Origin of the sequence: Halomonas salsilacus, assembly GCF_051216275.1 — a bacterium.
Taxonomy (GTDB): Bacteria; Pseudomonadota; Gammaproteobacteria; order Pseudomonadales; family Halomonadaceae; genus Halomonas.
On record NZ_JBPKAQ010000001.1, the window covers coordinates 92,184 to 116,547 of the forward strand.

General features: G+C 66.5%; 18 protein-coding genes. 14 read left to right on the plus strand and 4 right to left on the minus strand.

What is annotated here, in order from left to right; all coding sequences use genetic code 11:
• Positions 1-388: primosomal protein N' family DNA-binding protein (locus tag ACR80S_RS00445; RefSeq protein WP_463323801.1), on the minus strand; the 388-nt coding region annotated here is incomplete at its 3' end.
• 188 nt (positions 389-576) lie between these two features.
• Between ACR80S_RS00445 and rpmE the strand changes: the two genes are divergently transcribed.
• Positions 577-789 (plus strand): 50S ribosomal protein L31, encoded by a 213-nt coding sequence (gene rpmE, locus ACR80S_RS00450; protein WP_435401274.1) that lies wholly within the window; start codon positions 577-579, stop codon positions 787-789.
• A 263-nt stretch (positions 790-1,052) separates the two neighbouring features.
• Complete coding sequence (locus ACR80S_RS00455) at positions 1,053-2,321, plus strand: malic enzyme-like NAD(P)-binding protein (protein ID WP_435401275.1); 1,269 nt, start codon at positions 1,053-1,055, stop codon at positions 2,319-2,321.
• Between the two features lie 143 nt (positions 2,322-2,464).
• Here the strand turns inward: ACR80S_RS00455 and ACR80S_RS00460 are convergent, their stop codons facing one another.
• A complete protein-coding gene (locus ACR80S_RS00460; RefSeq protein WP_435402261.1) occupies positions 2,465-3,214 on the minus strand; it encodes a DUF481 domain-containing protein in 750 nt (249 codons plus the stop codon).
• A gap of 99 nt (positions 3,215-3,313) precedes the next feature.
• The gene (locus ACR80S_RS00465) at positions 3,314-5,842 is read right to left on the minus strand and encodes a penicillin-binding protein 1A (RefSeq protein ID WP_435402262.1); all 2,529 of its coding nucleotides are present in this window, start codon (positions 5,840-5,842) and stop codon (positions 3,314-3,316) included.
• Between the two features lie 258 nt (positions 5,843-6,100).
• Here ACR80S_RS00465 and ACR80S_RS00470 point away from each other — a divergent pair, with 258 nt between their 5' ends.
• From ACR80S_RS00470 to eno, 12 genes are all read left to right on the plus strand, one after another.
• A complete protein-coding gene (locus tag ACR80S_RS00470; RefSeq protein ID WP_435401278.1) occupies positions 6,101-7,162 on the plus strand; it encodes a pilus assembly protein PilM in 1,062 nt (353 codons plus the stop codon).
• Positions 7,159-7,749, plus strand: coding sequence for a PilN domain-containing protein (locus ACR80S_RS00475; protein ID WP_435401279.1), 591 nt, complete (start codon positions 7,159-7,161; stop codon positions 7,747-7,749). Before ACR80S_RS00470 ends, ACR80S_RS00475 begins: the two co-directional genes overlap by 4 nt.
• Positions 7,746-8,369 (plus strand): type IV pilus inner membrane component PilO, encoded by a 624-nt coding sequence (locus ACR80S_RS00480; protein WP_435401280.1) that lies wholly within the window; start codon positions 7,746-7,748, stop codon positions 8,367-8,369. Before ACR80S_RS00475 ends, ACR80S_RS00480 begins: the two co-directional genes overlap by 4 nt.
• Entirely contained in the window at positions 8,366-8,896 is a 531-nt protein-coding gene (locus tag ACR80S_RS00485) for a pilus assembly protein PilP (RefSeq protein WP_435401281.1), read from the plus strand. The genes ACR80S_RS00480 and ACR80S_RS00485 overlap by 4 nt, the downstream gene beginning before the upstream one ends.
• A 127-nt stretch (positions 8,897-9,023) precedes the next feature.
• Positions 9,024-11,108 carry a type IV pilus secretin PilQ gene (gene pilQ / locus ACR80S_RS00490; RefSeq protein WP_435401282.1) on the plus strand — a complete coding sequence of 695 codons (2,085 nt, stop codon included), beginning with the start codon at positions 9,024-9,026 and terminating at the stop codon, positions 11,106-11,108.
• The gene (gene aroK / locus ACR80S_RS00495; protein ID WP_435401283.1) at positions 11,108-11,650 is read left to right on the plus strand and encodes a shikimate kinase AroK; all 543 of its coding nucleotides are present in this window, start codon (positions 11,108-11,110) and stop codon (positions 11,648-11,650) included. The genes pilQ and aroK overlap by 1 nt, the downstream gene beginning before the upstream one ends.
• 4 nt (positions 11,651-11,654) lie before the next feature.
• Positions 11,655-12,761 (plus strand): 3-dehydroquinate synthase, encoded by a 1,107-nt coding sequence (aroB, locus tag ACR80S_RS00500; protein WP_435401284.1) that lies wholly within the window; start codon positions 11,655-11,657, stop codon positions 12,759-12,761.
• A 463-nt stretch (positions 12,762-13,224) separates the two neighbouring features.
• Positions 13,225-17,676, plus strand: a complete 4,452-nt coding sequence (gltB, locus tag ACR80S_RS00505) for a glutamate synthase large subunit (RefSeq protein WP_435402263.1) — start codon at positions 13,225-13,227, stop codon at positions 17,674-17,676.
• A gap of 146 nt (positions 17,677-17,822) precedes the next feature.
• The gene (locus ACR80S_RS00510; protein WP_435402264.1) at positions 17,823-19,241 is read left to right on the plus strand and encodes an FAD-dependent oxidoreductase; all 1,419 of its coding nucleotides are present in this window, start codon (positions 17,823-17,825) and stop codon (positions 19,239-19,241) included.
• Between the two features lie 300 nt (positions 19,242-19,541).
• Positions 19,542-21,197, plus strand: coding sequence for a CTP synthase (locus ACR80S_RS00515; protein ID WP_435402265.1), 1,656 nt, complete (start codon positions 19,542-19,544; stop codon positions 21,195-21,197).
• Between the two features lie 5 nt (positions 21,198-21,202).
• The gene (gene kdsA, locus ACR80S_RS00520) at positions 21,203-22,054 is read left to right on the plus strand and encodes a 3-deoxy-8-phosphooctulonate synthase (protein ID WP_435402266.1); all 852 of its coding nucleotides are present in this window, start codon (positions 21,203-21,205) and stop codon (positions 22,052-22,054) included.
• Positions 22,055-22,088: 34 nt separating this feature from the next.
• On the plus strand, positions 22,089-23,381 hold the full coding sequence (gene eno / locus ACR80S_RS00525; protein WP_435401289.1) for a phosphopyruvate hydratase: 1,293 nt from the start codon (positions 22,089-22,091) through the stop codon (positions 23,379-23,381).
• A gap of 536 nt (positions 23,382-23,917) precedes the next feature.
• Here the strand turns inward: eno and fdxA are convergent.
• Positions 23,918-24,241, minus strand: a complete 324-nt coding sequence (fdxA, locus tag ACR80S_RS00530; RefSeq protein WP_290909628.1) for a ferredoxin FdxA — start codon at positions 24,239-24,241, stop codon at positions 23,918-23,920.
• Between the last annotated feature and the right edge of the window lie 123 nt (positions 24,242-24,364).

The window sequence follows — 24,364 nt, forward strand, 5'->3', positions numbered from 1 at the left end:
CGGTAAGCTGCCAGCGTTCCCGGGTGCGCCCCTCCAAGGCGCGCCCCTGGCGCAGCAGCCCCGGCATCGCCTGGTGGAGGGTGTCCCCCAGGGAGTGCTGGTAGTAGCGGGCGGTGAAGTGGCACAGCCACAGCCAGTCGGCGGGCAGCGGGGTCGAGTCCAGGCAGGCGCTGACGGGCTTGAGCTCGGCCAGGGGCAGGTCGCTGCGCTCGCGGCACTCCATCACCACGCCCACCACCTCGCGCCGACCGAACGGCACCCTCACGCGCAGCCCCGGCGCCCAGCCTCCGGGCGGGGGCGAGCCAGCGGGGCGATAGTCGAACAGGCGGCGCAGCGGTGAGGGAACCGCGACGCCCAGCACGCGCGGGGGCGGAGTCGAGGTGGGCAATTGGCCTCCGGGATTGGCTCTGCTAGAATATTGCGCCTCCCTGATTGCCGAGTGCGGCCAGGGCGGTACAACCGGTTTGCACTCGCGCTTGCGGTTTCGTGACCAATAGACAGCGCGACCGATAGACAACCCGTATGCGGTGCCTGGCAGCCGATCAGGTGGCGGCATACAGCTCAACGAGGCTCAAGATGAAACAAGGTATCCATCCCGAATACAAGGCGGTCAACGCGACCTGCTCCTGCGGCGCCAGCTTCCAGGTCGGCTCTACCTCCGGTCATGACTTCTCCCTGGATGTCTGCTCCCAGTGCCACCCCTTCTACACCGGCAAGCAGAAGCAGGCGACCACCGGGGGGCGCGTCGAGCGCTTCAACAAGCGTTTCGGTGCCGCGATCAAACGCTGATTGTGCTGGCGCTCTTCGGACCGTCGAGAAACCCGCCCGTCGAGGCGGGTTTTTTTGTGCCTGCAGGTGTTGCCCCGATTCCATGCGGAAGGGTCGGCGATAAGGAAAGGGTTATGACTGGGCTTTTCGTCATAAGTTGCAGCAAATAGCTGTTATCGGTGTCAAACAAGCGTACAACAGGCGAGAAATTCCATCAGCTTGAGCGATGGAAGGTTTTTCTATATCGTGGAGGGTCTATTCCACCCTGACCGGAACCCACCTTCATGAGTGACGCACGACAGGCCGCGCTGGATTATCACGCCAAGCCCATTCCCGGAAAGCTTTCCGTCGAACTGACCAAGCCCACCGCCACCGCCAAGGATCTCTCCCTGGCCTACAGCCCGGGCGTGGCCGAACCGGTGCGCGAGATCGCCCGCGACCCCGAGAACGCTTACCGCTATACGGGCAAGGGTAACCTGGTGGCAGTGATCTCCGACGGTACCGCGATCCTGGGGTTGGGCAATCTGGGCGCCTTGGCCAGCAAGCCGGTCATGGAGGGCAAGGGCGTGTTGTTCAAGCGCTTCGCCGGCATCAACTCCGTGGACATCGAGGTCAACTCCGAGAGCCCCCAGGCCTTCATCGATACCGTGGCGCGCATTGCCGACACCTGGGGGGGCATCAACCTCGAGGACATCAAGGCGCCGGAGTGCTTCGAGATCGAGCAGGCGCTGATCGAGCAGTGCAACATTCCGGTGTTCCACGATGACCAGCACGGCACCGCCATCGTCACCGCGGCGGGCATGCTTAACGCCCTGGAGATTGCCGGCAAGCGCCTGGACGAGGCGAACATTGTCTGCCTGGGGGCCGGAGCGGCGGCAATCGCCTGCATGAAGCTGCTGGTGGCCTGTGGCGCCCGCGCCGAGAACCTGGTGATGCTCGACCGCAAGGGTGTGATCCACACTGGTCGCGAGGATCTCAACCCCTACAAGGCGATGTTCGCCGTCGATACCGACAAGCGCACCCTGGCCGATGCCATCGATGGCGCCGACGTCTTCGTCGGTCTCTCCGGCCCCGGCCTGATGACGGCCGATCACATCCGCAAGATGGCGCCCAATCCGGTGGTCTTCGCCTGCACCAACCCTGATCCGGAGATCCACCCGGACCTGGCCCGCGAGACGCGCCCCGACGTGATCATGGCCACCGGCCGCTCGGACTACCCGAACCAGGTCAACAACGTGCTGGGCTTCCCCTTCATTTTCCGCGGGGCGCTGGACGTGCGTGCCACCCGCATCAATGAGGAAATGAAGGTCGCCGCGGTTCACGCCCTCATGGGCCTGGCCCGCGAGCCGGTGCCCCAGGAGGTGCTGGACGCCTATGAGCTGAAGGAAATGAGCTTCGGTCGCGAGTACATCATCCCCACCCCGGTGGACGTGCGCCTGCTCGAGCGGATCACCTCCGCGGTGGCCCAGGCGGCGGTGGATTCCGGCGTGGCGCGCCGCCCCTACCCGTCACATTACCCGCTGAAGAGCGTGGACGACGTTTACGGCGTGTAACGTACGGCGTGTAACGTACGGCGTGTAACGTATGGTTGTAACGCGCAACGTGTTGCTGCCTCGAGACGCACACTCCTCTGCGACGCCGGCCCCAGGGCCGGCGTCGTCATGTCTGGGGGAGAGAGGGCTCGAGGATAAGGGGGTTACCAGTGGTAGAGCAGCGAGGCACTGGTGGTGTGGTCGGTGCGTGCCTCGGCGCCTTCCGGGGGCTGGGAGTTGCGCTTGATCTCGTGGGAGAGGCGCATCGCCAGGCGTGAGTTGAGCAGCGTGGTCAGCGAGGAGAGCGAGCGCGAGGTGGTGTCCTCGTCGGTGGACTCCACCGAGAGTTCCTGGCTGAGAGTGGTGGTCTCGGTGGCCTCGAGGTGCCAGTCCAGGGCCCCGTAGGCCACGGCAAGCGAGGCGTTGGGCTCGGTATCGATGCGGTCGTGGCGATAGCCCGGCCCGGCCTCCAGCGAGAGCCGGTGGCGCTCGCTGCTGATCAGTTCGCGGCCGTAGCCGGCGATGGCGGAAAGCTGCAGTTCGTAGCCGCTGAAGCGGTCTTTCTCCCAGCGGGCAAAGCCGAACAGGTAGTGGGGCCCCTCGAGGTCGTAGCGTTCGCGACCGGTCAGGCGATACTGCTCGGCGCTGGTATCGCCGTTCCGGGAGACATGGCGCACCTCGCCGCGAAGCAGATGGGTCCAGCGGTCGCGCAGCCAGGTCAACTGGCTCTTGCCGATCAGCGTCTGGCTGTCGGTATTGCCGGTGAGGTGGGTATAGCCAAGCTCTGCTTCACCGCTGAAGCCGTGGGGCTTCTCGTCGATGGACGGCGGGGCGTAGAAGGGACTGGCGAGGGTGGCGCCGCTGGCGGCGAGGCCCAGCACCAGGGTCATCAGGCGGTTGGCAAGGTGTTGCATGGGCATCCCCATAGTGCCGGTGAGTGAATCCCAGCGGGCGTGAGGTCGGGGTGCTCGAGATAGAGAGGGGCGGCATCCGTGCCACCCCGGCAGGTAGCGCTAGAAGATCGCCTCGTAGGAGCCTGTGCCCTGTGAGCCGCTGTGCTGCTCCACCTCGCTCTCGACGCGGCGGGGCTGGAAGCTGGGCAGGTGGTCCGGATGGAAGAGCTCGCTGATGCCGCCGCCGTGGCCGTCGGGCAGCAGGCGCCCGCTGTTTGCATCGACCCGGGCGGTGACGATGCTGGCGGGCCGGTCGTGTTTCGCCACGGGCCTACCCTCAAGGGCGTCGCCCATGAAGTCGATCCAGATCGGCAGGGCGGCGTTAGCGCCGTACTCGGCGGTGGTCTCGTTGTTGTCCTTGCCCACCCATACGGTGGCGACCAGGTCGGCGTTGTAGCCGGCGAACCAGGCATCCCGCTGGTTGTTGGTGGTGCCGGTCTTGCCGACGATATCGTCACGGCCCAGCGACAGAGCGGCGCGGCCAGTACCGCTGTCGATCACGTCGCGCAACATGTCGGACAGTATATAGGCCGATACCGGATCCACGACCTGGGGCGCCACCGGATGGCGACGGCCGTCGATCTCAACCTCGGTCTGGCCGTCGCGGCATTCGCGGCACACCACCGCAGGAGTGGCCTCCTCGAGCAGCATGTCGTCGTCACCGCGGGTGATGCGTTCGATGAACCAGGGGGCCACCTGATAGCCGCCGTTGGCCAGCACCGCATAGGCGTTGGTCATCTCCAGCGGGGTCAGGTCGGCGCTGCCCAGCGCCAGCGACAACCCGCGGGGCAGGCGTGAGCTGGCGAAGCCGAAGCCCTCCAGGAAGTCGATGGTGGCATCGAGTCCCACCTCCTGCAGCACGCGTATAGTGACCAGGTTGCGCGAGCGCGCCAGGGCCACCCGCAGGCGGGTCGGGCCCAGGAAATCGCCGCTGGCGTTGACCGGGCGCCACAGCTCGCTGCTGCCGTCCTGGATCACCACGGGGGCGTCGTTGACCACGCTGGCGGCGTTCATCAGGCCGCTTTCCAGCGCTGCCAAGTAGACGAAGGGCTTGAAGATCGACCCCGACTGTCGCTGGGCCTGAACGGCGCGGTTGAACTTGCTGGCCTGGAAGCTGAAGCCACCCTGAAGGGCCAGGATGGCGCCGGTGTCGGGGTGCATCACCACCAGGGAGCCCTCGGCATCGGGGCGCTGGGCCAGGCGCAAGCTGCCATCCTCGCGCTCCAGCACGCGGACCAAATCGCCGCGGGTGGCGATCTCGGCGGCGGAGCCGGGCTCCGGGCCGCGGGCTCGTGGGCTGCGATAGGCCCGCGCCCAGGAGAGGCCATCCCAGGCGATGGTGCGCAGTTCGCCGCCGCGGGTCAGTACCCGCATCTCGCGGCCGCTGCTCTCCACCACGATAGCGGCCTGCAGCGGGCCGAAGCCCGGCGTGCGCTCCAGTACCTGCACCCAGTTGCTGACGTCGCCCTCGATGCCCTCGATCTCGGTCTGGCTGCGTTCGGCGGCGCGCTGGGCGGTCTCCAGGATCTCGGGGGACTCGTCGAGCTCCTCCTCCAGGCCGCGGCGGTCGGTAAGCGCCTGGGCCTCCACCAGGCTGGAGGGGAGATTGCGCTCCTCGGCCCCGCGCCACCCGTGACGGGTGTCATAGTCGATCAGCCCGTCGGCCAGGGCGCTGCGAGCGAAGGGCTGCAGGTCGCTATCCAGGGTGGTGTGGATGCGGTAGCCGCCGGTGTAGGCTGCCTCGCCGAAGCGTTCCACGGCGAACTGGCGGGCCATCTCGGCAACGTAATCGGCATCCACCTCGGTCTGGGCAATATAGCGGCGGGCAGTGACCGGTGCCTGGACCGCCTCATCATAAGCGGCCTGGTCGATATGGCCCAGATGGCGCATGCGGTAGAGGATCCAGTTGCGGCGGATCAGCGAGCGCTCCGGGTTGGCCAGGGGGTTGAAGGCCGACGGCGCCTTGGGCAGGCCGGCGATCATCGCCTTCTCGGCCAGGGTCAACTCGGCCAGCGGTCGGTTGTAGTAGGTCTCGGCGGCGGCGGCGATGCCATAGGCGCGGTTGCCGAGGAAGATCTTGTTGACGTAGAGCTCGAGGATCTCTTCCTTGGAAAGCACCTGCTCCATCTGCAGGGCCAGCAGGATCTCGCGGATCTTGCGGGTGAAGGTGCGGTCCAGAGTCAGCAGGTAGTTGCGCGCGACCTGCATGGTAATGGTGGAACCGCCTGACTGGATCTCGCCGCCGCTTGAGGCCAGCTCCATGGCCGCCCGGGCCAGGCCCCTGGGGTCGACGCCACGGTGGTCGAAGAAGTTGGCGTCCTCGGCGGAAAGCAGCGCTTGGATGAAGTCCTCGGGAATCTCCTCGAAATCCACCGGCATGCGGCGCTCCTCGCCGAACTCGCCGATCAGCTTCCCGTCGCGGGTGAAGATGCGCAGCGGGGAGTGGAGCTCGAAGTCCTGGAGCTGACGTACGTCGGGCAGCCCGGGAGCGAAATAGAGCGCGGCGCCCACCACGCCCAGTGTCACGGCCGCGGTGAGCGACACCAGCAGCCAAGCCAGGGAGAAGAGCAGGGTTCTGAAAAACGTCATGAAAAGGCGGTGTCCATGCAGGGAACTGGGGCGTTGCGGTGGCGATGTGTTGTGGCGATCAAGACGCCATTATAGGAATCCAGGCGCGGGGTCACCAGCGTTGAGGGTGCAGGTTTGCGGTTAGCCGTGTGAGGATCGGCAATATCATGTAACCTCAGCTTACAGGGGCTAGCCCCCCAGGCTCAGCCGCCTCCTGTCGAGAGGGGTGAGCGATATAACAAGTGGCATTCCACATGGATCAGCAGGGGCAAGACGGAGATGCGATTCAGGGCATCCAGCAAGGGACTGATCGGTGTCGATATCACCTCGGCAACTGTCAAACTCGTGGAACTCCGGCGTGCTGGCGCCAGCTACCAGGTCGAAAGTTATGCGGTCCGGCCACTGCGTGAGGGCGCCGTGGTCGAGCGGCGCATCCAGGACATGGGGGAGGTGGTCGATGCCCTCTCCCGGGCGGTGCAGCAGGCCAAGCCACATTCCCGCCGTTCCGTGGTGGCGGTTCCTGCCAGTGCGGCCATCACCAAAACGCTCACTCTTCCCGCCTCGCTCAGCGACGACGAGATCGAAGCGCGCATCCAGCTTGACTCAGACAAGCACATCCCCTTTCCGTTCAGTGAGGTCGCCTTCGATTTCCAGCGACTGGGACTGAACGCCCGCTATGCCGACCAGCAGGACGTGCTGCTGGTGGCCTGCCGCCAGCAGGATGTCAGCCAGCTCACCGATGCCCTGCTCCAGGGGGGGCTGACCCCCGAGGCGGTGGATGTCGAGACCTTCGCCATGGAGCGTGCCTTCACCGAGGTGCGCCATCAGCTGCCCCAGGTAGCCGGCGAGGAGGACTGCGTGGCCCTGGTGGACATCGGCGCCACCATGAATACCTTCCACGTGCTGCGCGAGGGTCGGGTGGTCTACAGCCGCGATACCGTGTTCGGCGGCCGCCAGCTCACCGACGAAATCCGCAACCGCTACGGCCTGAGCCTCGACGAGGCGGGCCTGGCCAAGAAGCGTGGCGGTTTGCCCGAGGACTATCAGCGCAGCGTGCTCGCCCCCTTCCTGGATACCCTGGTGCAGCAGGTCGGGCGTTCCCTGCAGCTCTACTACACCGCGGGCCGCAAGCAGGAGGTGCGGCGCATGGTGCTGGCCGGCGGCACCAGCATGCTGCCGGGCCTGGCCGAGCGGCTGGCCCAGGAGAGCGGCATGGAGGTCTCCATCGCCAATCCGCTGGCGCGGATGAAGGTCAACAGCCGCATCGACGTACAGACGCTCTCCGGTGATGCCCCGGCGCTGCTGACCGCCTGCGGCCTGGCAATGAGGTCCCGCCCATGACGATCGAGATCAACCTGCTGCCCTGGCGCGAGGAACTCCGTGCCCGCCGTAGCAAGCGCTTCTTCGTAACCCTGGGGCTGGCCGCGGCACTGGGCCTCGGGGGAGGCTACGGCCTGACCTGGCACTACGAGCAGGAGACCCAAGCCCAGCAGAGACGCAACGCTCATATTCAGGATTACAGTCGTCAGCTTGACGACGATATTCGTGAAATCAGCGAGCTCGAGGCGATCCGCGAGCAGATGCTCGAGCAGGTGCGGGTGTTCACCGATCTGCAGATGGGGCGCACCCAGACCGTCCATGTGCTCGGCGACCTGACCACCAGCCTGGTGGACGGTGTCCACTACACCCAGGTCACCCGCCAGGGTGACAGCCTGCGTCTGGCCGGCCTGGCCGAGAACAACCGCCAGGTCTCCGACCAGTTGCGGGCCCTGGCCGCCGCGGGTGCCTTCACGGTGCCGGTGCTCTCTGAGGTGGAGGCCGAGGGCGGCGGAGAGCGGCGCCGCTTTAGCCTGAGCATGAGCCAGCGGCTCCCCATGGCGGTGGAGGAGAGTGAGGAGAGTCAGGCGTCGTTGGAGGAGGGGTCATGAGTCTCAAGGGAGAGATGCGTCGCCTGCGCGAGCTGGACTGGCGCGAGCTCGATATCAAGGAAGCCGGCGTCTGGCCCTGGACGCTGCAGCTGTTTTGCTGCCTGCTGGTGCTGGGCGTGACCTTCTTCGGCATGCACTGGTACCTGGCGTCGCCCGCCAAGGAGGAGCTGGACCGCGTGCGTGGCCAGGAGGCGCAGCTGATCCGCGACTACCGCAGCAAGGCGGCCCAGGCGGCCAACCTGGAGGCCATGCGCGAGCAGATGGTCATCCTCGAGGGGCGCATGGGCGAGCTGCGCGAAATGCTGCCCACCGGCGCCGAGGTGCCGTCCCTGATCGACAACATCAGCGAGACCGCCATCGACAACCAGCTTGCCATCGACTCCATTCGCCTGCGCAGCCCGATCACCCGCGAGCACTACATCGAGCAGCCCTTCGATATTCAGGTGCAGGGGGACTACCACCGCATCGCCACCTTCCTGGCCGGCGTGGCGGGGCTGCCTCGTATCGTCACCCTGCATGACATGACCCTGTCGCCGGAGGGCGGCAGCGGCCAGCGCCTGCGCCTGTCGATGCTGGCGCGGACCTACAGCTACCGTCAGGGTGAGGAGGGCGTGCCATGAACCATGCCAACCGTCTCTCCGCGGCGCTGGCCGCCGCGCTGCTGCTCGGGTTGGCCGGGTGTGCCGATCCGCAGCTGGGGGCGCTCGACCGCCAGTTGGCCGAGATTCGCAGCAACCCCGGCGCGACCCCGCGGGTGGAGCTGCCCGACATACCCGACTATGAGGCGCTGCCCTACGACGAGGCCGATCGGCGCAGTCCGTTCATCGCCAGGTTGCCCGAGACGGAGCTGCCGCCGCGCGGCTCCGAGGAGCTGGCGCCGGATCTGAGTCGTACGCGGGAGCCACTCGAGGCCTACGGCCTCGGCCAGCTCGACCTGGTGGGCACCCTGATCCATGGCGGGCAGCCCTCGGCGCTGGTCAGGGCGCCCACCGGTACGGTGCATCGGCTGCGCGTGGGCAACCACATGGGCAGCGACTTCGGGCGCATCGTCAGCATCACCTCCGCTTCGGTGCAGCTGATCGAGGTGGTCCCCACCGGGCGCGGTGGCTGGATCGAACGCACGACGCAGCTGACGCTCAACGACTAGAGCCTGGCAAGTGGATTCTGACAGTTAGATTCTGACCATTAAATTCTGACAAACAACCAGGCAAGCGATTCGCCGCCCACCGGCTGAGATGGGCGACAAGCGGGGGAAGGGAACAATGCTACCGATCATGACGCGTGGATTCGTGACACTCTTGCTGCTGGCGGTCTCCGTCGGTGCCCTGGCGGCCTCCTCCCTGGAGGGGCTCGACTTCCGCCAGGGTGCCGGAGGCGAGCTGGAGGTCGACCTCTCATTCGCCGGCCCGGTGCCGGAGGTGCGCGGCTATCGTCTGGATGACCCGGCACGGCTGACCATCGACCTGATGGAGACCGCCAACCGCCTTAACCAGCGCAACTACGCCCTGAGCATCGGCGGCGTGCAGCGGGTCACGGCGCTGGAGGCCGGTTCTCGCACCCGCCTGGTGTTCGACCTCGAGGGGCCGCTGCCCTACAACACCCGCGAGCAGGGCAATCGCCTGCGCCTGGCCATCGGTGGCGGTGCGGCAGATACCGGCGTGGCCCAGGTCGCTGCCGCTTCGCCGGCACCGGCCGCCAGCGAGCCGGCCCGCAGCCGGACCGTCGCCAGCGGCCCCAGCGTTCAGGATATCGACTTCCGCCGCGGCGAAGGGGGCGCCGGCCGGCTGGTCGTCACCTTCGACCGCGCCGGGGTAGATGCCCGGGTGCGCGAGAGTGGGCGCAACCGCATCACCGCCGACCTGCGCGGCGTGGAGTTGCCGCCCTCCCTGGATCAGGTCTATGACGTCAGCGACTTCGGCACCCCGCTGCGCCGCGTCACCCCGCGGGTCGGCCGCGACGGCGTGACCCTCGATATCGAGGGTGCCGGCGAGTACGCCATGGTCTCCACCCAGAGCGGCCGCCAGCTGACCATCGAGGCCCAGCCGGTGACCCAGCAGGAGCGCGACCAGCGCACCCGCGAGCAATTCTCCTACACCGGTGAGCGCATCACCCTCAACTTCCAGGACATCGAGGTGCGCTCGGTGCTGGCGATCATCGCCGACTTCACCGGGCTCAACCTGGTGGCCAGCGATAGCGTCCAAGGCCGGGTGACCCTCAACCTGGAGGATGTGCCCTGGGACCAGGCGCTGGACCTGGTGCTCAAGAGCCACGGCCTGGCCAGTCGCCAGGAGGGCAACGTCATCGTGGTGGCCCCGGCCAGCGAGTTGGCCAATATCGAGCGCCAGGAGCTCGAGGCCCGGGAGCAGATGGAGGTGCTGGCGCCGCTCACTACCGAGTATATCCAGGTGAAGTATGCCCGAGCCACTGACCTGGCGGCGCTGCTGCGCGGTGGGCAGGGGTTCGGCCTGCTCTCCGAGCGCGGCCGAGTGGCCATCGATCCACGCACCAACACCCTGCTGATCCAGGATACCGCCGACCAGATCGACGAGATCATGCGCACCCTGGACCGCCTCGACGTGGCCGTACGCCAGGTGCAGATCGAGGCGCGCATCGTCATCGCCAGCGACAGTGCCTCCCGCGAGTTGGGTGTCAACTGGGGGGCCTCGGGATCATCCCGAGGTGCCGCCGACAGAGGTGTATTCTTGGGTCCCGTAGGCGGTGAAGGTGGAGCTTCGAGCGGTAGGCCTTTGTCAAACCTGGGCGGCCTTGCCGTGGACTTCGGTACCACCGATCGTGGCGTAGGTGGGATGACCAGCTTCGCCTTCGGCTATCTCTCCGGGGATGTCCTGCTCGACCTGGAGCTGCGCGCCATGGAGAGCGAGGGGCGCAGCTATACGATCTCCCAGCCGCGGGTGATCACCGCCAACCAGCGCACCGCGGTCATCAAGCAGGGCCAGGAGCGGGCCTACCGTGAGTCCGCCGCCAGCGGTGCGGCGGCGGTGGACTTCAAGGAAGCGGTGCTGTCGCTGGAGGTGACCCCGCAGATCACCCCGGACAACCGCATCATCATGGACGTGGCGATTACCAACGACACCTTCGGCGAGTTCAACCCCGGCGAGGAGCCACCGATCAACAAGAACGAGATCCAGACCCAGGTGCTGGTGGACAACGGCGAGACCGTGGTGCTGGGCGGCATCCTGCAGACCGAAGAGCTGCGCAACCTGGTCAAGACCCCCTTCCTGGGCGACCTGCCGGTGCTCGGCCATCTCTTCCGCTATACCCAAGAGAGCAATGAGAAGGTAGAGTTGCTGGTATTCATCACTCCCCGAATACTGGACGACGGCGTGGCCCTTCGCTGATGCAGGCACTACCCAACCTGATACTGATCGGCCCCATGGGGGCCGGCAAGAGCACCATCGGCCGCCTCCTGGCGGCCGAACTTTCTCGCGACTTCTTCGACAGCGATCACGAGATCCAGGCGCGCTGCGGCGCCGACATCCCCTGGATCTTCGACGTGGAGGGCGAGGGCGGCTTCCGCGACCGCGAGACCCAGATGATCGATGAGCTGACCCAGCGGGAGGGCGTGGTGATCGCCACCGGCGGCGGCGCCGTGCTGCGCGAGGAGAATCGCCGCATGTTGCGCGAGCGGGGCACCGTCATCTATCTCTTCACCACCGTCGAGCAGCAGCTCAGGCGCACCGCCAAGGATCGCAATCGCCCGCTGCTGCAGCGCGGCGACCGCGAAGCGGTGCTGCGCGAGATGTTCGGGGTGCGCGATCCCCTCTACCGGGCCACCGCCGACGTCACCGTGCGCACCGACCGCCGCGGCCCGCGTGCCGTGGTCAACGATATCGTCAGGCGCGTCACCCGGCTGGTCGACCCCCTGCAATGCAAGGCGTGAACCCATGAGCGAGACCCCCTCCAGCCCGCGCACCCTCGAGGTGTCGCTGGGCAGCCGCAGCTACCCCATCCATATCGGCCCCGGCCTGCTCGGCGAGCCGGAGGCGCTCTCCCCCTGGTTGGTGGGCCGTCAGGTGATGATCGTCACCAACGAGGTGGTAGCGCCCCTCTACCTCGAGCGCTGCCGCGCCTCGCTGCCGGCAGGCCTGGAGGTGCGCGAGCTGGTGCTGCCCGACGGCGAGGCCACCAAGACGCTGGCGAGCGTGTCGCGCATCTGGGACGCCCTGCTGGAGGCGGGCTTCAACCGCCGCTGCACCCTGGTCGCCCTGGGTGGCGGTGTGATCGGCGACATGGTCGGCTATGCGGCCGCCTGCTATCAGCGAGGCGTGGCCTTCATCCAGGTGCCCACCACCCTGCTCGCCCAGGTGGACTCCTCGGTGGGCGGCAAGACCGGGGTCAACCACCTGCTGGGCAAGAACATGATCGGCGCCTTCTGGCAGCCCCGGGCGGTGCTGATCGACACCGATACCCTGGCCACCCTGCCGCCGCGGGAGCTCTCCGCGGGGCTCGCCGAGGTGATCAAGTACGGCCTGATCCGCGACGTTGATTTCCTGGGCTGGCTTGAGGGAGCGATGGCGGACCTGCGCGCCCTGGAGCCGGCGGCTCTGGCACTTGCCATCGAGCGCAGCTGTGCACTGAAGGCCCGGATCGTCGCCGAGGACGAGACCGAGCAGGGGGTGCGGGCGCTGCTCAACCTGGGCCACACCTTCGGCCACGCCATCGAGGCGCACCAGGGCTATGGGGTGTGGCTGCACGGCGAGGCGGTGGGCGCCGGCATGCTGATGGCCGCCGAGCTCTCGGCCCGGCTGGGCTGGCTTTCCGAGGCCGAGGTGGCCCGGGTGCGGGCTATCCTCGCGGCGGCGGCGCTGCCCCTGACCGCGCCGGGTGACATGTCGGTGAAGGACTTCCTGGCCCGCATGCGCCTGGACAAGAAGAACATCGACAGCCGTCTGCGCCTGATCCTGCTGCGCTCCCTGGGAAACGCCTGCCTCACCGACGAGACCCCGCCGGAGCTGCTGGAGGCGCTGATCGAGGGATTCCCCCGCGACTGACGCGCCTCCGCCATCGTTCTCTGCCTCGACCGACCTCGACGCCCGCACCCTGTGCGGGCGTCGTCGTTGGTGGGTGGTAGGGGTAGCGGGCGGTGGTTGTCTTCGGACCGAGCATGGCGATAATCCGCATGCCTTATGCGCTATCAGCATGGGGAAGGCTCGTCTAGTGCGACTAAAGTCTATATTTTCTCATGGGTCGTTGAAATTACGTCAATGCTGTTCGCAAGTTATTGAGTTGTGTGCTTTTTTTCTCCGGTGCCCTTTTTCAAGTCGAGGATTTCCGGGTGTTTTTTGATCGGCAGGGGGGTCGGGGCGTTGCGCGTTTCCGGGGCGAGTGACTATGCTGGACGGCCTTTTGCCGCGCAGCCCTAGCGTCCCTCGAGGCGCATCATGAAATAATTAAAACTTTATAGAATATCATGATTCAGCTGCAAAAAAAATACCCTAACTTCGAGGCGCGCCAATGAACAGAGGACTCCATCAGCCCGGCGAGTTCCGCGACAACTGCGGGTTCGGCCTGATCGCCCACATGGAAGGTCGGGCCAGCCACCAGCTGCTCAAAACCGCCATCGAGTCGCTGACCTGCATGACCCACCGTGGTGGCATCGCCGCCGACGGCAAGACCGGCGACGGCTGCGGCCTGCTGCTCAAGATGCCCGAGGCCTTTATGCGCCAGGTCGCGCAGGATGCCCTCAATGTCGAACTGGGTGAGCGCTTTGCGGTGGGGGCGGTCTTCCTGCCCGACGACGACGCCCGTGCCGAGATGGCCTGCGACACCCTCGAGGGCGAGCTGCGTGCCCGCGGCCTGGTGATCCGTGGCTGGCGCGACGTGCCGGTGGACCCCAGCGTCTGCGGTCCCATGGCGCTCGAGTGCCTGCCGCGGATCCGTCACCTGTTCGTCGAGCCGGGCAAGAACGGCAGTGCCGAGAGCTTCGAGGTCGACCTCTTCATGGGGCGTCGTCTGACCGAGCAGGCGCTGCGCGACGAGCAAGAGTTCTACGTCTGCTCGCTCTCGGAGCAGGTGATCTCCTTCAAGGGCCTGGTGATGCCGGTGGACCTGCCGGCCTTCTACCGCGACCTGGGCGATGAGCGCCTGGAGACCGCCATCTGCGTATTCCACCAGCGCTTCTCCACCAACACCGCGCCGCGCTGGCCGCTGGCCCAGCCGTTCCGGCTGCTGGCCCACAACGGCGAGATCAATACCATCGAGGCCAACCGCGGCTGGGCCAACTCGCGCAAGGAGAACTTCGTCTGCGAGCGCCTGCCCGAGATCGAGGGGCTCGACGAGATCGTCAACACCGTCGGCTCCGACTCCTCGAGCATGGACAACATGCTCGAAGTGCTGCTGACCGGTGGCATGGAGCTGCACCGCGCCGTGCGCTTGATGGTGCCGCCGGCCTGGCAGAACGTGGAGCTGATGGACAGCGACCTGCGCGCCTTCTATGAGTACAATTCCATGCACATGGAGCCCTGGGACGGCCCCGCCGGCGTGGTGATGACCGACGGCCGCCAGGCGCTCTGCATGCTCGACCGCAACGGCCTGCGTCCGGCCCGCTGGGTGATCACCAAGAACGGCTTCATCACCCTGGCCTCGGAGATTGGCACCTACGACTACAAGCCCGAGGAGGTGGTGGCCAAGGGGCGCGTGGGCCCCGGCCAGATACTCGCCGTGGACACCGAGACCGGCGAGGTCCTGCACACCGGCGATATCGATGAGCGCCTGAAGTCGGCCTATCCCTACAAGCGCTGGCTGAAGCAGGAGGCCCACTACCTGGAGTCGGCGCTGACGGAGCTGGCCAGTTTCCACAACATGGATGTCGATGCCCTCAATGTCGCCCAGAAAATGTTCCAGGTGAGCTTCGAGGAGCGCGACCAGTTGCTGCGCCCGCTGGCCGAAAGCGGCCAGGAGGCGGTGGGCTCCATGGGGGACGACACGCCCATGGCGGTGCTCTCCGGCAAGCAGCGTCTGCTGACCGACTACTTCCGCCAGAAGTTTGCTCAGGTCACCAACCCGGCCATCGATCCGCTGCGCGAGGCGATCGTGATGTCGCTGGAGACCTGCATCGGCGCCGAGCGCAACGTCTTCAAGGCGACTCCCGAACATGCCCACCGCATCATCCTGACCACGCCGGTGCTCTCGCCGCGCAAGTTCACCGCCCTGGTGGAGCAGGAGGATCCGGCCTTCGCCAGCGAGATGCTGAGCCTGGGCTATGACCCGGAGCAGATGGGCCTGAAGGCAGCGATCCAGGCGCTCTGCCGCCGGGCCGAGGAGGCCGTGAAGGCGGACAAGGTGATTCTGGCGCTCTCCGACGCCAACCTGGCCAGGGGCGAGCTGCCGATCCATGCGGCACTCGCCGTGGGGGCCGTGCACCACCACCTGAGTCGGTTGGCGCTGCGCCCGCGTGCCAACATCGTGGTTGAGACCGGCTATGCCCGCGACGCCCACCAGATGGCGGTACTGTTCGGGGTGGGGGCCACCGCGGTCTTCCCGTGGCTGGCCTATCAGGTGATGGCCGACATGCAGCGCACCGGCGAGCTCACCGGCAACCCCGCCGACGCCCGTGAGAACTATCGCAAGGGCCTGCAGAAGGGGCTCTACAAGATCCTCTCCAAGATGGGCATCTCGACGCTGGCCTCCTATCGCGGCTCCCAGCTGTTCGAGGCGGTGGGACTGGCCGACGAGGTGATGGAACTGTGCTTCACCGGGATGGCCTCGCGCATCCAGGGCACCGGCTTCAGCGAGCTGCAGCTGCAGCAGGAGTGGCTGGGACGCGAGGCCTGGACGCCGCGCAAGGGCATCTCCCAGGGTGGGCTGTTCAAGTACGTGCACGGCCACGAATACCACGCCTACAATCCCGACGTGGTCAAGGCACTGCAGGAGGCGGTGCAGGAGGGCGACTACGCCAAGTGGAAGAAGTTTGCGGTCCTGGTCAACGAGCGTCCGCCGGCCACCATCCGCGACCTGCTCAAGTTGAAGCCGGCCGTCGAGCCACTGACGCTCGATGAGGTCGAGGCGGTCGAGGACCTGCTCCCGCGTTTCGACAGCGCCGGCATGTCGCTGGGGGCGCTGTCGCCCGAGGCCCACGAGGCGCTGGCCCAGGCCATGAACGAGGCGGGTGGGCGCTCCAACTCCGGCGAGGGCGGCGAGGACCCGGCCCGTTACGGCACCATTCGTTCCTCCAAGATCAAGCAGATCGCCTCCGGGCGCTTCGGCGTCACCCCGGCCTACCTGGTCAACGCCGAGGTGCTGCAGATCAAGGTCGCCCAGGGTGCCAAGCCCGGCGAGGGCGGGCAGCTGCCCGGTGGCAAGGTCAATGAGCTGATCGCCCGTCTGCGCTACGCAGTGCCCGGCGTGACCCTGATCTCGCCGCCGCCGCACCATGACATCTACTCCATCGAGGACCTGGCGCAGCTGATCTTCGACCTCAAGCAGGTCAACCCGGACGCCCAGGTGTCGGTGAAGCTGGTTTCCGAGCCCGGCATCGGCACCATCGCCACCGGCGTGGCCAAGGCCTATGCCGACCTGATCACCGTCTCCGGCTATGACGGCGGTACCGCGGCGAGCCCGATCACCTCCATCAAGCACGCCGGCTCTCCCTGGGAGCTGGGCCTGCCCGAGGTGCATCAGGCGCTGCGCATCAACGGCCTGCGCGACAAGATCCGCCTGCAGACGGACGGCGGCCTGAAGACCGGCCTGGACGTGGTCAAGGCAGCGATCCTGGGCGCCGAGAGCTTCGGCTTCGGCACGGCGCCCATGGTGGCGCTGGGCTGCAAGTACCTGCGCATCTGCCACCTGAACAACTGCGCCACCGGGGTGGCCACCCAGGACGACTACCTGCGCGGCGAGCACTTCCGCGGCACCGTGGACATGGTCAAGCACTACTTCCGCTTCATCGCCGAGGAGGTGCGCGAGCTGATGGCCATGCTGGGCGTGCGCCGGCTCACCGACCTGATCGGCCGCACCGACCTGCTCGAGGTACTCGAGGGCGTGACCGCCTCCCAGCGCCGGCTCGACCTGACCCCGCTGCTCGGCAACGACTTCGTGCCCGCGGACGCGCCCCAGTTCTGCCAGGTGAGCCGCAACGTGCCCCACGACCCGGGCGCCAAGAACCAGGAGGTGCTGGCCGCTCTCAGGGACGCCATCGAGGCGAAGTCCGGCGGTGAGGTTGCCTTCACCATCACCAACTGCGACCGCAGTGTGGGCGCGCTGATCTCCGGTGCCATCGCCAAGCGCTACGGCGAGGCGGGGCTCGAGGATGCCCCGGTGACCGCGCGCTTCACCGGCGTGGCCGGCCAGAGCTTCGGCGTCTGGAACGCCCGCGGCCTGAACCTCTACCTGGAGGGCGACGCCAACGACTACGTCGGCAAGGGCATGAACGGCGGCAAGGTGGTGATCACCCCGCCTGCGGGCAGCCGCTTCGAAAGCCACAAGACGGCCATCGTCGGCAATACCTGCCTCTACGGCGCCACCGGCGGCAAGCTGTTCGCCGCGGGCACCGCCGGCGAGCGCTTCGGCGTGCGCAACTCGGGGGCGCATGCGGTGATCGAAGGAGCCGGGGACCACTGCTGCGAGTACATGACAGGCGGCATGGTCTGCGTGCTCGGCGAGACCGGGGTCAACTTCGGTGCGGGCATGACCGGCGGCTTCGCCTATGTGCTCGACGAGGACCGCTCCTTCGTCGACAAGTACAACCACGAGCTGGTGGAGATCCACCGCGTGAACACGGAGACCATGGAAGCCTATCGGCGCCACCTGCGCGAAGTGATCGAGGAGTTCGTCGCCGAGACCGACTCGCCGCGTGGCCACGCGATCCTTGAGGACTTCAGCGACTTTACCCGCCACTTCTGGATGGTGAAGCCCAAGGCGGCAAGCCTGAACAGCCTGTTGGCCCAATCCCGGCGTCAGCCGGAATAAGAGGCGGCGTCAACCGGAATGAATGAGCCCCGGCGCTAGCCGGGGTGAACACGGCCCGACGCAAGCCGGTACAGGCAAAGTGAGCAGCGCCCCGCCGGGCTCGGAGCCCGGCCGCGGCAGCCAACAGGACTTCCAGGAGAATCAACATGGCAAACCGTCTGAGCAACGACTTCCAGTTCATCGACGTGGGTCGCCAGGACCCGCAGAAGAAGGACGCCCGCGCCCGCTCGCGGGAGTTCGCCGAGATCTACGAGCCCTACAAGCCCCAGGAAGCGGCCAGCCAGGCCCACCGCTGCCTGCACTGCGGCAACCCCTATTGCGAGTGGAAGTGCCCGGTCCACAACTACATCCCCAACTGGCTGCAGTTGGTCAGCGAAGGCAACCTCCTCGAGGCCGCCGAGCTCTCCCACAAGACCAACTCGCTGCCCGAGGTGTGTGGCCGCGTCTGCCCTCAGGACCGCCTCTGCGAGGGGGACTGCACCCTCAATGATGGCTTCGGCGCCGTCACCATCGGTTCGGTGGAGAAGTACATCACCGATACCGCCTTCGCCATGGGCTGGCGCCCGGACATGTCGAAGGTCACCTGGACCGACAGGAAGGTGGCGATCATCGGTGCCGGCCCCGCGGGGCTGGGCTGCGCCGATATCCTGGTGCGCAACGGGGTCAAGCCGGTGGTGTTCGACCGCCATCCGGAGATCGGCGGCCTGCTGACCTTCGGCATCCCCGAGTTCAAGCTCGAGAAGAGCGTGATGGAGCGTCGCCGGGCGGTGTTCGAGGAGATGGGCATCGAGTTTTGCCTCAACGTCGAGGTGGGGCGCGACGTGACCATCGAGCAGCTGCTCGAGGAGTACGACGCGGTGTTCATGGGCATGGGCACCTACAAGTACATGGAGGGCGGCTTTCCGGGCGAGAACCTGTCCGGGGTGCACAAGGCGCTCGACTACCTGATCGCCAACGTCAACCACTGCCTGGGCTTCGAGAAGGATCCCGCCGACTACATCTCCTTCAAGGGCCGGCGCGTGGTCGTGCTGGGCGGCGGTGACACCGCTATGGACTGCAACCGCACCGCCATCCGCCAGGGGGCCACGAGTGTGTCCTGCGCCTACCGCCGCGACGAGGAGAACATGCCGGGTTCGCGCAGGGAGGTGGCCAACGCCCGCGAGGAGGGGGTGGAGTTCCTGTTCAACCGCCAGCCGGTGGCGGTGGTGGGCGAGGGCAAGGTGGAGGGGGTGAAGGTGGTGCGTACCCGCCTGGGCGAGCCCGACGAGAACGGCCGTCGTCGCCCCGAGGTGGTGCCGGGCTCCGAGGAGGTGATCCCCGCCGATGCCGTGGTCGTCGCCTTCGGCTTCCAGCCGGACCCGCCCGCCTGGTTCGCCGACCATGGCATCGAGATGGACGAGCGCGACCGGGTCAGGGCGCCGGAGCAGGGCCAGTTCCGCTTCCAGACCAGCCACGAGAAGGTCTTCGCCGGCGGCGACATGGTGCGCGGCTCCGACCTGGTGGTCACCGCCATTCACGAGGGCCGCCAGGCCGCCGAAGGCATTCTCGACTATCTGGGGGTGTAAATGGCTCGGCTGAAGGCTTGTGCGACTGCTCCCCGGCTCGCCACTTGATTGTTCCGTCAAGGGTGAGCGGCGCCGGTGGCAGGCCTTGAGGGGGTCCTACGCCAGGGATGGCGTCGGTAGCGCCCAGGGAGGGGTTCATAGCGCCCTGATCTGGTCCGGCACCCCGGGGCTTTCGCCGGGTAAGCCGCGACATTGGCCGCCGGCCTGAAATTGAGCCATTGGTCGTATTCTGCTAGTCTGTCGTCCCATCCGGGCGCGGCTTCCTGCCGGGCCTACCGATCACGTTTCGACAGGTTCTTCATGACACGATATATCTTCGTGACCGGCGGCGTTGTGTCCTCCCTTGGCAAGGGCATCGCGTCGGCCTCGCTGGCGGCGATTCTCGAGGCGCGCGGCCTCAAGGTCACCATGCTCAAGCTCGACCCGTACATCAACGTGGACCCGGGCACCATGAGCCCCTTTCAGCACGGCGAGGTGTTCGTCACCGAAGATGGCGCCGAGACCGACCTCGACCTGGGCCACTACGAGCGCTTCATCCGCACCAAGATGACCCAGGGCAACAACTTCACCACCGGCCGAGTTTACGAGCACGTGCTGCGCAAGGAGCGCCGCGGCGACTACCTGGGCGGCACCGTGCAGGTGATTCCGCACATCACCGACGAGATCAAGCGCCGGGTCTACGAGGGTGGCGAGGGCTTCGACGTGGCGCTGGTGGAGATCGGCGGTACCGTGGGTGACATCGAGTCGCTGCCCTTCCTGGAGTCGATTCGCCAGATCCGCAGCGAGTTGGGTGCCAGCCGGGCGCTCTTCATGCACCTGACGTTAGTGCCTTATATCAAGACGGCGGGGGAGACCAAGACCAAGCCGACCCAGCACAGCGTGAAGGAGCTGCGCTCCATCGGTATCCAGCCGGATATTCTGATCTGTCGCAGCGAGGTGGAGCTCCAGGAGTCAGAGCGCCGCAAGATCGCCTTGTTCACCAACGTGGAGGAGCGGGCGGTCATTCCGCTGCAGGACGCCGACACCATCTATCGCATCCCGCTGATGCTCCACGAGTACGGCCTGGACGAGATCGTCTGCGAGAAGCTGCGCCTCACGGCCGACGAGGCCGACCTCAACGAGTGGGTACATGTGCTCGACGCCAAGCTCAACCCGCTCAAGTCGATCAATATCGCCATGGTCGGCAAGTACATGGAGCTGCTCGACGCCTACAAGTCGCTCAACGAGGCGCTGATTCACGCCGGCATCCAGACCCGGGTGAAGGTCAACGTCGACTACATCGACTCCGAGGACATCGAGCGCCACGGCACCGATCGCCTGGCCGGCAAGGATGCCATCCTGGTGCCCGGCGGCTTCGGCGAGCGCGGCGTGGAGGGCAAGATCGCCACCGCCCGCTTCGCCCGCGAAAACGGCATTCCCTACCTCGGCATCTGCCTCGGCATGCAGGTGGCGGTGATCGAGTTCGCCCGGAACAAAGCCGGCTGGGAAGACGCCGACTCCACCGAGTTTACCCACGACACCCAGCACCCGGTGGTGGGGCTGATCACCGAGTGGATCACTCCCGAGGGCAAGATCGAACTGCGCGATGCGGCCTCCGACCTGGGCGGTACCATGCGCCTGGGCGGCCAGGTGTGCCGCCTGAAAGCCGGCAGCAAGGCCCGCCAGTCCTACGGCAGCGACGAGGTCGTCGAGCGCCACCGCCACCGCTTTGAAGTCAACAACCAGTTCATCGAGGAGCTCGAGCAGGCCGGTCTGGTGGTCTCCGGCAAGAGCGTCGACAACTCCCTGGTGGAGATGGTCGAGCTGCCCGACCACCCCTGGTTCGTGGCCTGCCAGTTCCACCCGGAGTTCACCTCCACCCCCCGCGACGGCCATCCGCTGTTTACCGGCTTCGTCAATGCGGCGCTGGAGCACAAGGCGGCGCGCACCCGCGCCCAGTCCTCCCACCAGGAGTGAGCCGGATGAGCGGACCCGAACGTCATGTGTCCATTGCCGGCCTTGAGGCCGGCAATTCGTTGCCGCTGATGCTGTTCGGCGGCATGAACGTGCTGGAATCCCGGGAGATGGCCCTCGAGGTGGCCGACACCTACGTCGAGGTGACGAACCGACTGGGCATGCCCTACGTCTTCAAGGCGAGCTTCGACAAGGCCAACCGCAGTTCCATCCACTCCTACCGCGGTCCGGGCCTGGAGAAGGGGCTCGAGATCCTCGCCGAGGTGAAGGCGCGCTTCGGGGTGCCGATCCTCACCGACGTCCATGAGCCCTGGCAGGCCGCGCCGGTGGCGGAAGTCGCCGATGTGATCCAACTGCCCGCCTTCCTGGCCCGCCAGACCGATCTTGTCGTGGCCATGGCCCGGACCGGGGCGGTGATCAATATCAAGAAGCCGCAGTTCCTCGCCCCCCACGAGATGCGCCACATCATCCGCAAGTGCGAGGAGGCCGGCAACGACCGGCTGATCCTCTGCGAGCGCGGCTCGAGCTTCGGCTACAACAACCTGGTGGTGGACATGCTCGGCTTCGGCGAGATGAAGCAGACCGGCTGCCCGGTGTTCTTCGACGTCACCCACTCGCTGCAGCGCCCAGGCGGGCGCGCCGACAGCGCCGACGGGCGCCGTGCCCAGGTGGCCGAGCTGGCCCGGGCCGGCGTGGCCGTGGGGCTGGCCGGCCTCTTCCTGGAGGCGCATCCGGACCCGGACGCGGCCCTGTGCGACGGCCCCTGTGCGCTGCCGCTGGACAGGCTCGAGGCCTTCCTGGCCCAGCTCAAGGCCATCGACGACGTGGTGAAGGGCTTCGCGCCGCTCGACATCCCATAATGCTCCATCGCTGACACAACTGAGGAAGACTCGCATGACCAAGATCGTCGACATTCGCGCCCTCGAGGTGCTCGATTCCCGCGGCAACCCCACCGTCCATGCCGAGGTGCGTCTGGAGAGCGGCGCCGTGGGCGAGGCCTATGCCCCCAGTGGCGCCTCCACCGGCTCCCGGGAGGCCCTCGAGCTGCGCGACGGCGACCAGAGTCGCTTCCTCGGCAAGGGAGTGCTGAAGGCGGTCGAGGCGGTCAACGGCAACATTCGCGAGTGCTTGGTCGGCATGGATGCCCGCGACCAGCGCGGCCTGGACGACGCCATGCTGGCCCTGGACGGCACCGACAACAAGGCGTCGCTGGGCGCCAACGCCATCCTGGCGGTCTCCCTGGCGGCCGCCAAGGCCGCGGCTAACGCCAAGGGCATGCCGCTCTATGCCCACATCGCCGAGCTCTACGGCCAGCCGGGCCAGTACAGCATGCCGGTGCCGATGATGAACATCCTCAATGGCGGCGAGCATGCCGACAACAACGTCGATATCCAGGAGTTCATGGTCCAGCCGGTGGGCGCGCCCAACTTCCGCGAAGGGCTGCGTATGGGCGCCGAGATCTTCCACGCCCTCAAGAAGGTGCTCAGCGCCAAGGGCCTCTCCACCTCCGTGGGCGACGAGGGGGGCTTTGCCCCCAACCTGGCCTCCAACGCCGAGGCGCTCGCCGTGATCAAGCAGGCGGTGTCGAATGCTGGCTATGCGCTGGGCCGCGACGTCACCCTGGCCCTGGACTGTGCCTCCTCCGAGTTCTTCAAGGACGGCCAGTATGATCTCGCTGGCGAGGGCAAGCAGTATGATGCCCAGGGCTTCGCCGACTACCTGGCCGGCCTGTGCGACGATTACCCCATCGTCTCCATCGAGGACGGCATGGACGAGTCCGACTGGGACGGCTGGAGGGCGCTGACCGACAAGCTGGGTGATCGCGTGCAGCTGGTGGGCGACGATTTGTTCGTCACCAACACGAAGATCCTCAAGCGTGGCATCGACGAGCGGATCGGCAACTCCATCCTGATCAAGTTCAACCAGATCGGCTCGCTCTCCGAGACCCTGGACGCCATCCGCATGGCCCAGGACGCGGGCTTCACCGCGGTGATCTCGCATCGCTCCGGCGAGACCGAGGACACCACCATCGCCGATCTCGCGGTGGGCACCTCGGCCGGCCAGATCAAGACCGGCTCGCTGTGCCGCTCCGATCGCGTCGCCAAGTACAATCGCCTGCTGGTGATCGAGAACGAGTTGGGCGACCGCGCCGGTTATCCGGGGCTCTCGGCCATCAAGGCTCAGTAAGCGAACAGCGTTGTCTTTCGCGGGAGCCCGTGTAGGAAATCGCTGACATCTGAGCGACGACATTGACTCATTCTCAGCGAGAAGACCGATGCCTCTGGTGTCGGTCTTTTTTTTATCTTATTGATTCTAAAGCCGTTGGTGGGCGACCGCCCGAGCGGGTAGCGAGGGCGTTCGCCAGGAATATGCCTCCGCCCTCGCTTGTGTTGCAATGCAGCTCTGCCACAATGAATTCGGGACAAGGGGGGGGGCAGCAATGGCCCTCCGGCAGGATGCAACGGGATGCTGAATGATGCGCCAGGTGCGGCAGGAGGCTGCTTCCGGGCAGGGACGTCATCACGGGAAGCGGGCGGAGGGAACCGCTCAAGGAACGGCTTGGAGCGGGCGGCCCTAGGGTCGCCTTTTTGCCGGTGTTCTCCAGCATGACAGGCAGAAGTTGGAACGCCGAATGTCGAGAGACATTCGGCGTTCCTTTTTCCGACGTTCTTCTTTGCGTTGTTTCTTTCTTGCGTGCTGTCGCCTGTGGGCGGTGGGCGTTCTCAGCGCTCCAGCTGCTCCAGCTTGCCCGGCTTGCCATCCCACTCCTCGGCATCCGGCAGCGGATCCTTCTTCTCGCTGATGTTCGGCCACACCTCGGCCAGCTCTGCGTTGATCTCGATGAACGGTTCCTGGCCCTCGGGCAGTTCATCCTCCGCGAAGATCGCCTCGGCGGGACACTCCGGCTCGCACAGGGCGCAGTCGATGCACTCGTCGGGGTGGATCACCAGGAAGTTGGGGCCCTCGTAGAAGCAGTCCACCGGGCAGACCTCGACACAGTCGGTGTACTTGCACTTGATGCAGTTCTCGGTGACGACGAACGTCATGCCACTCTCCCTTCCTCGGGCCGGCGTCGCTCGGCCACTATGGATAGTTGATTAAACTGTTATAAAGGCCGAGTTTCTTATACTAAGGCGGCGGTGAATCTGACCATTCTAGTCGCGCCCCCC

Coding starts and splice junctions, on each gene's coding strand:
- rpmE (WP_435401274.1), top strand. CDS start 577: ATGAAACAAGGTATCCATCCCGAATACAAGGCGGTCAACGCGACCTGC.
- ACR80S_RS00455 (WP_435401275.1), top strand. CDS start 1,053: ATGAGTGACGCACGACAGGCCGCGCTGGATTATCACGCCAAGCCCATT.
- ACR80S_RS00460 (WP_435402261.1), bottom strand. CDS start 3,214: ATGCAACACCTTGCCAACCGCCTGATGACCCTGGTGCTGGGCCTCGCC.
- ACR80S_RS00465 (WP_435402262.1), bottom strand. CDS start 5,842: ATGACGTTTTTCAGAACCCTGCTCTTCTCCCTGGCTTGGCTGCTGGTG.
- ACR80S_RS00470 (WP_435401278.1), top strand. CDS start 6,101: ATGCGATTCAGGGCATCCAGCAAGGGACTGATCGGTGTCGATATCACC.
- ACR80S_RS00475 (WP_435401279.1), top strand. CDS start 7,159: ATGACGATCGAGATCAACCTGCTGCCCTGGCGCGAGGAACTCCGTGCC.
- ACR80S_RS00480 (WP_435401280.1), top strand. CDS start 7,746: ATGAGTCTCAAGGGAGAGATGCGTCGCCTGCGCGAGCTGGACTGGCGC.
- ACR80S_RS00485 (WP_435401281.1), top strand. CDS start 8,366: ATGAACCATGCCAACCGTCTCTCCGCGGCGCTGGCCGCCGCGCTGCTG.
- pilQ (WP_435401282.1), top strand. CDS start 9,024: ATGACGCGTGGATTCGTGACACTCTTGCTGCTGGCGGTCTCCGTCGGT.
- aroK (WP_435401283.1), top strand. CDS start 11,108: ATGCAGGCACTACCCAACCTGATACTGATCGGCCCCATGGGGGCCGGC.
- aroB (WP_435401284.1), top strand. CDS start 11,655: ATGAGCGAGACCCCCTCCAGCCCGCGCACCCTCGAGGTGTCGCTGGGC.
- gltB (WP_435402263.1), top strand. CDS start 13,225: ATGAACAGAGGACTCCATCAGCCCGGCGAGTTCCGCGACAACTGCGGG.
- ACR80S_RS00510 (WP_435402264.1), top strand. CDS start 17,823: ATGGCAAACCGTCTGAGCAACGACTTCCAGTTCATCGACGTGGGTCGC.
- ACR80S_RS00515 (WP_435402265.1), top strand. CDS start 19,542: ATGACACGATATATCTTCGTGACCGGCGGCGTTGTGTCCTCCCTTGGC.
- kdsA (WP_435402266.1), top strand. CDS start 21,203: ATGAGCGGACCCGAACGTCATGTGTCCATTGCCGGCCTTGAGGCCGGC.
- eno (WP_435401289.1), top strand. CDS start 22,089: ATGACCAAGATCGTCGACATTCGCGCCCTCGAGGTGCTCGATTCCCGC.
- fdxA (WP_290909628.1), bottom strand. CDS start 24,241: ATGACGTTCGTCGTCACCGAGAACTGCATCAAGTGCAAGTACACCGAC.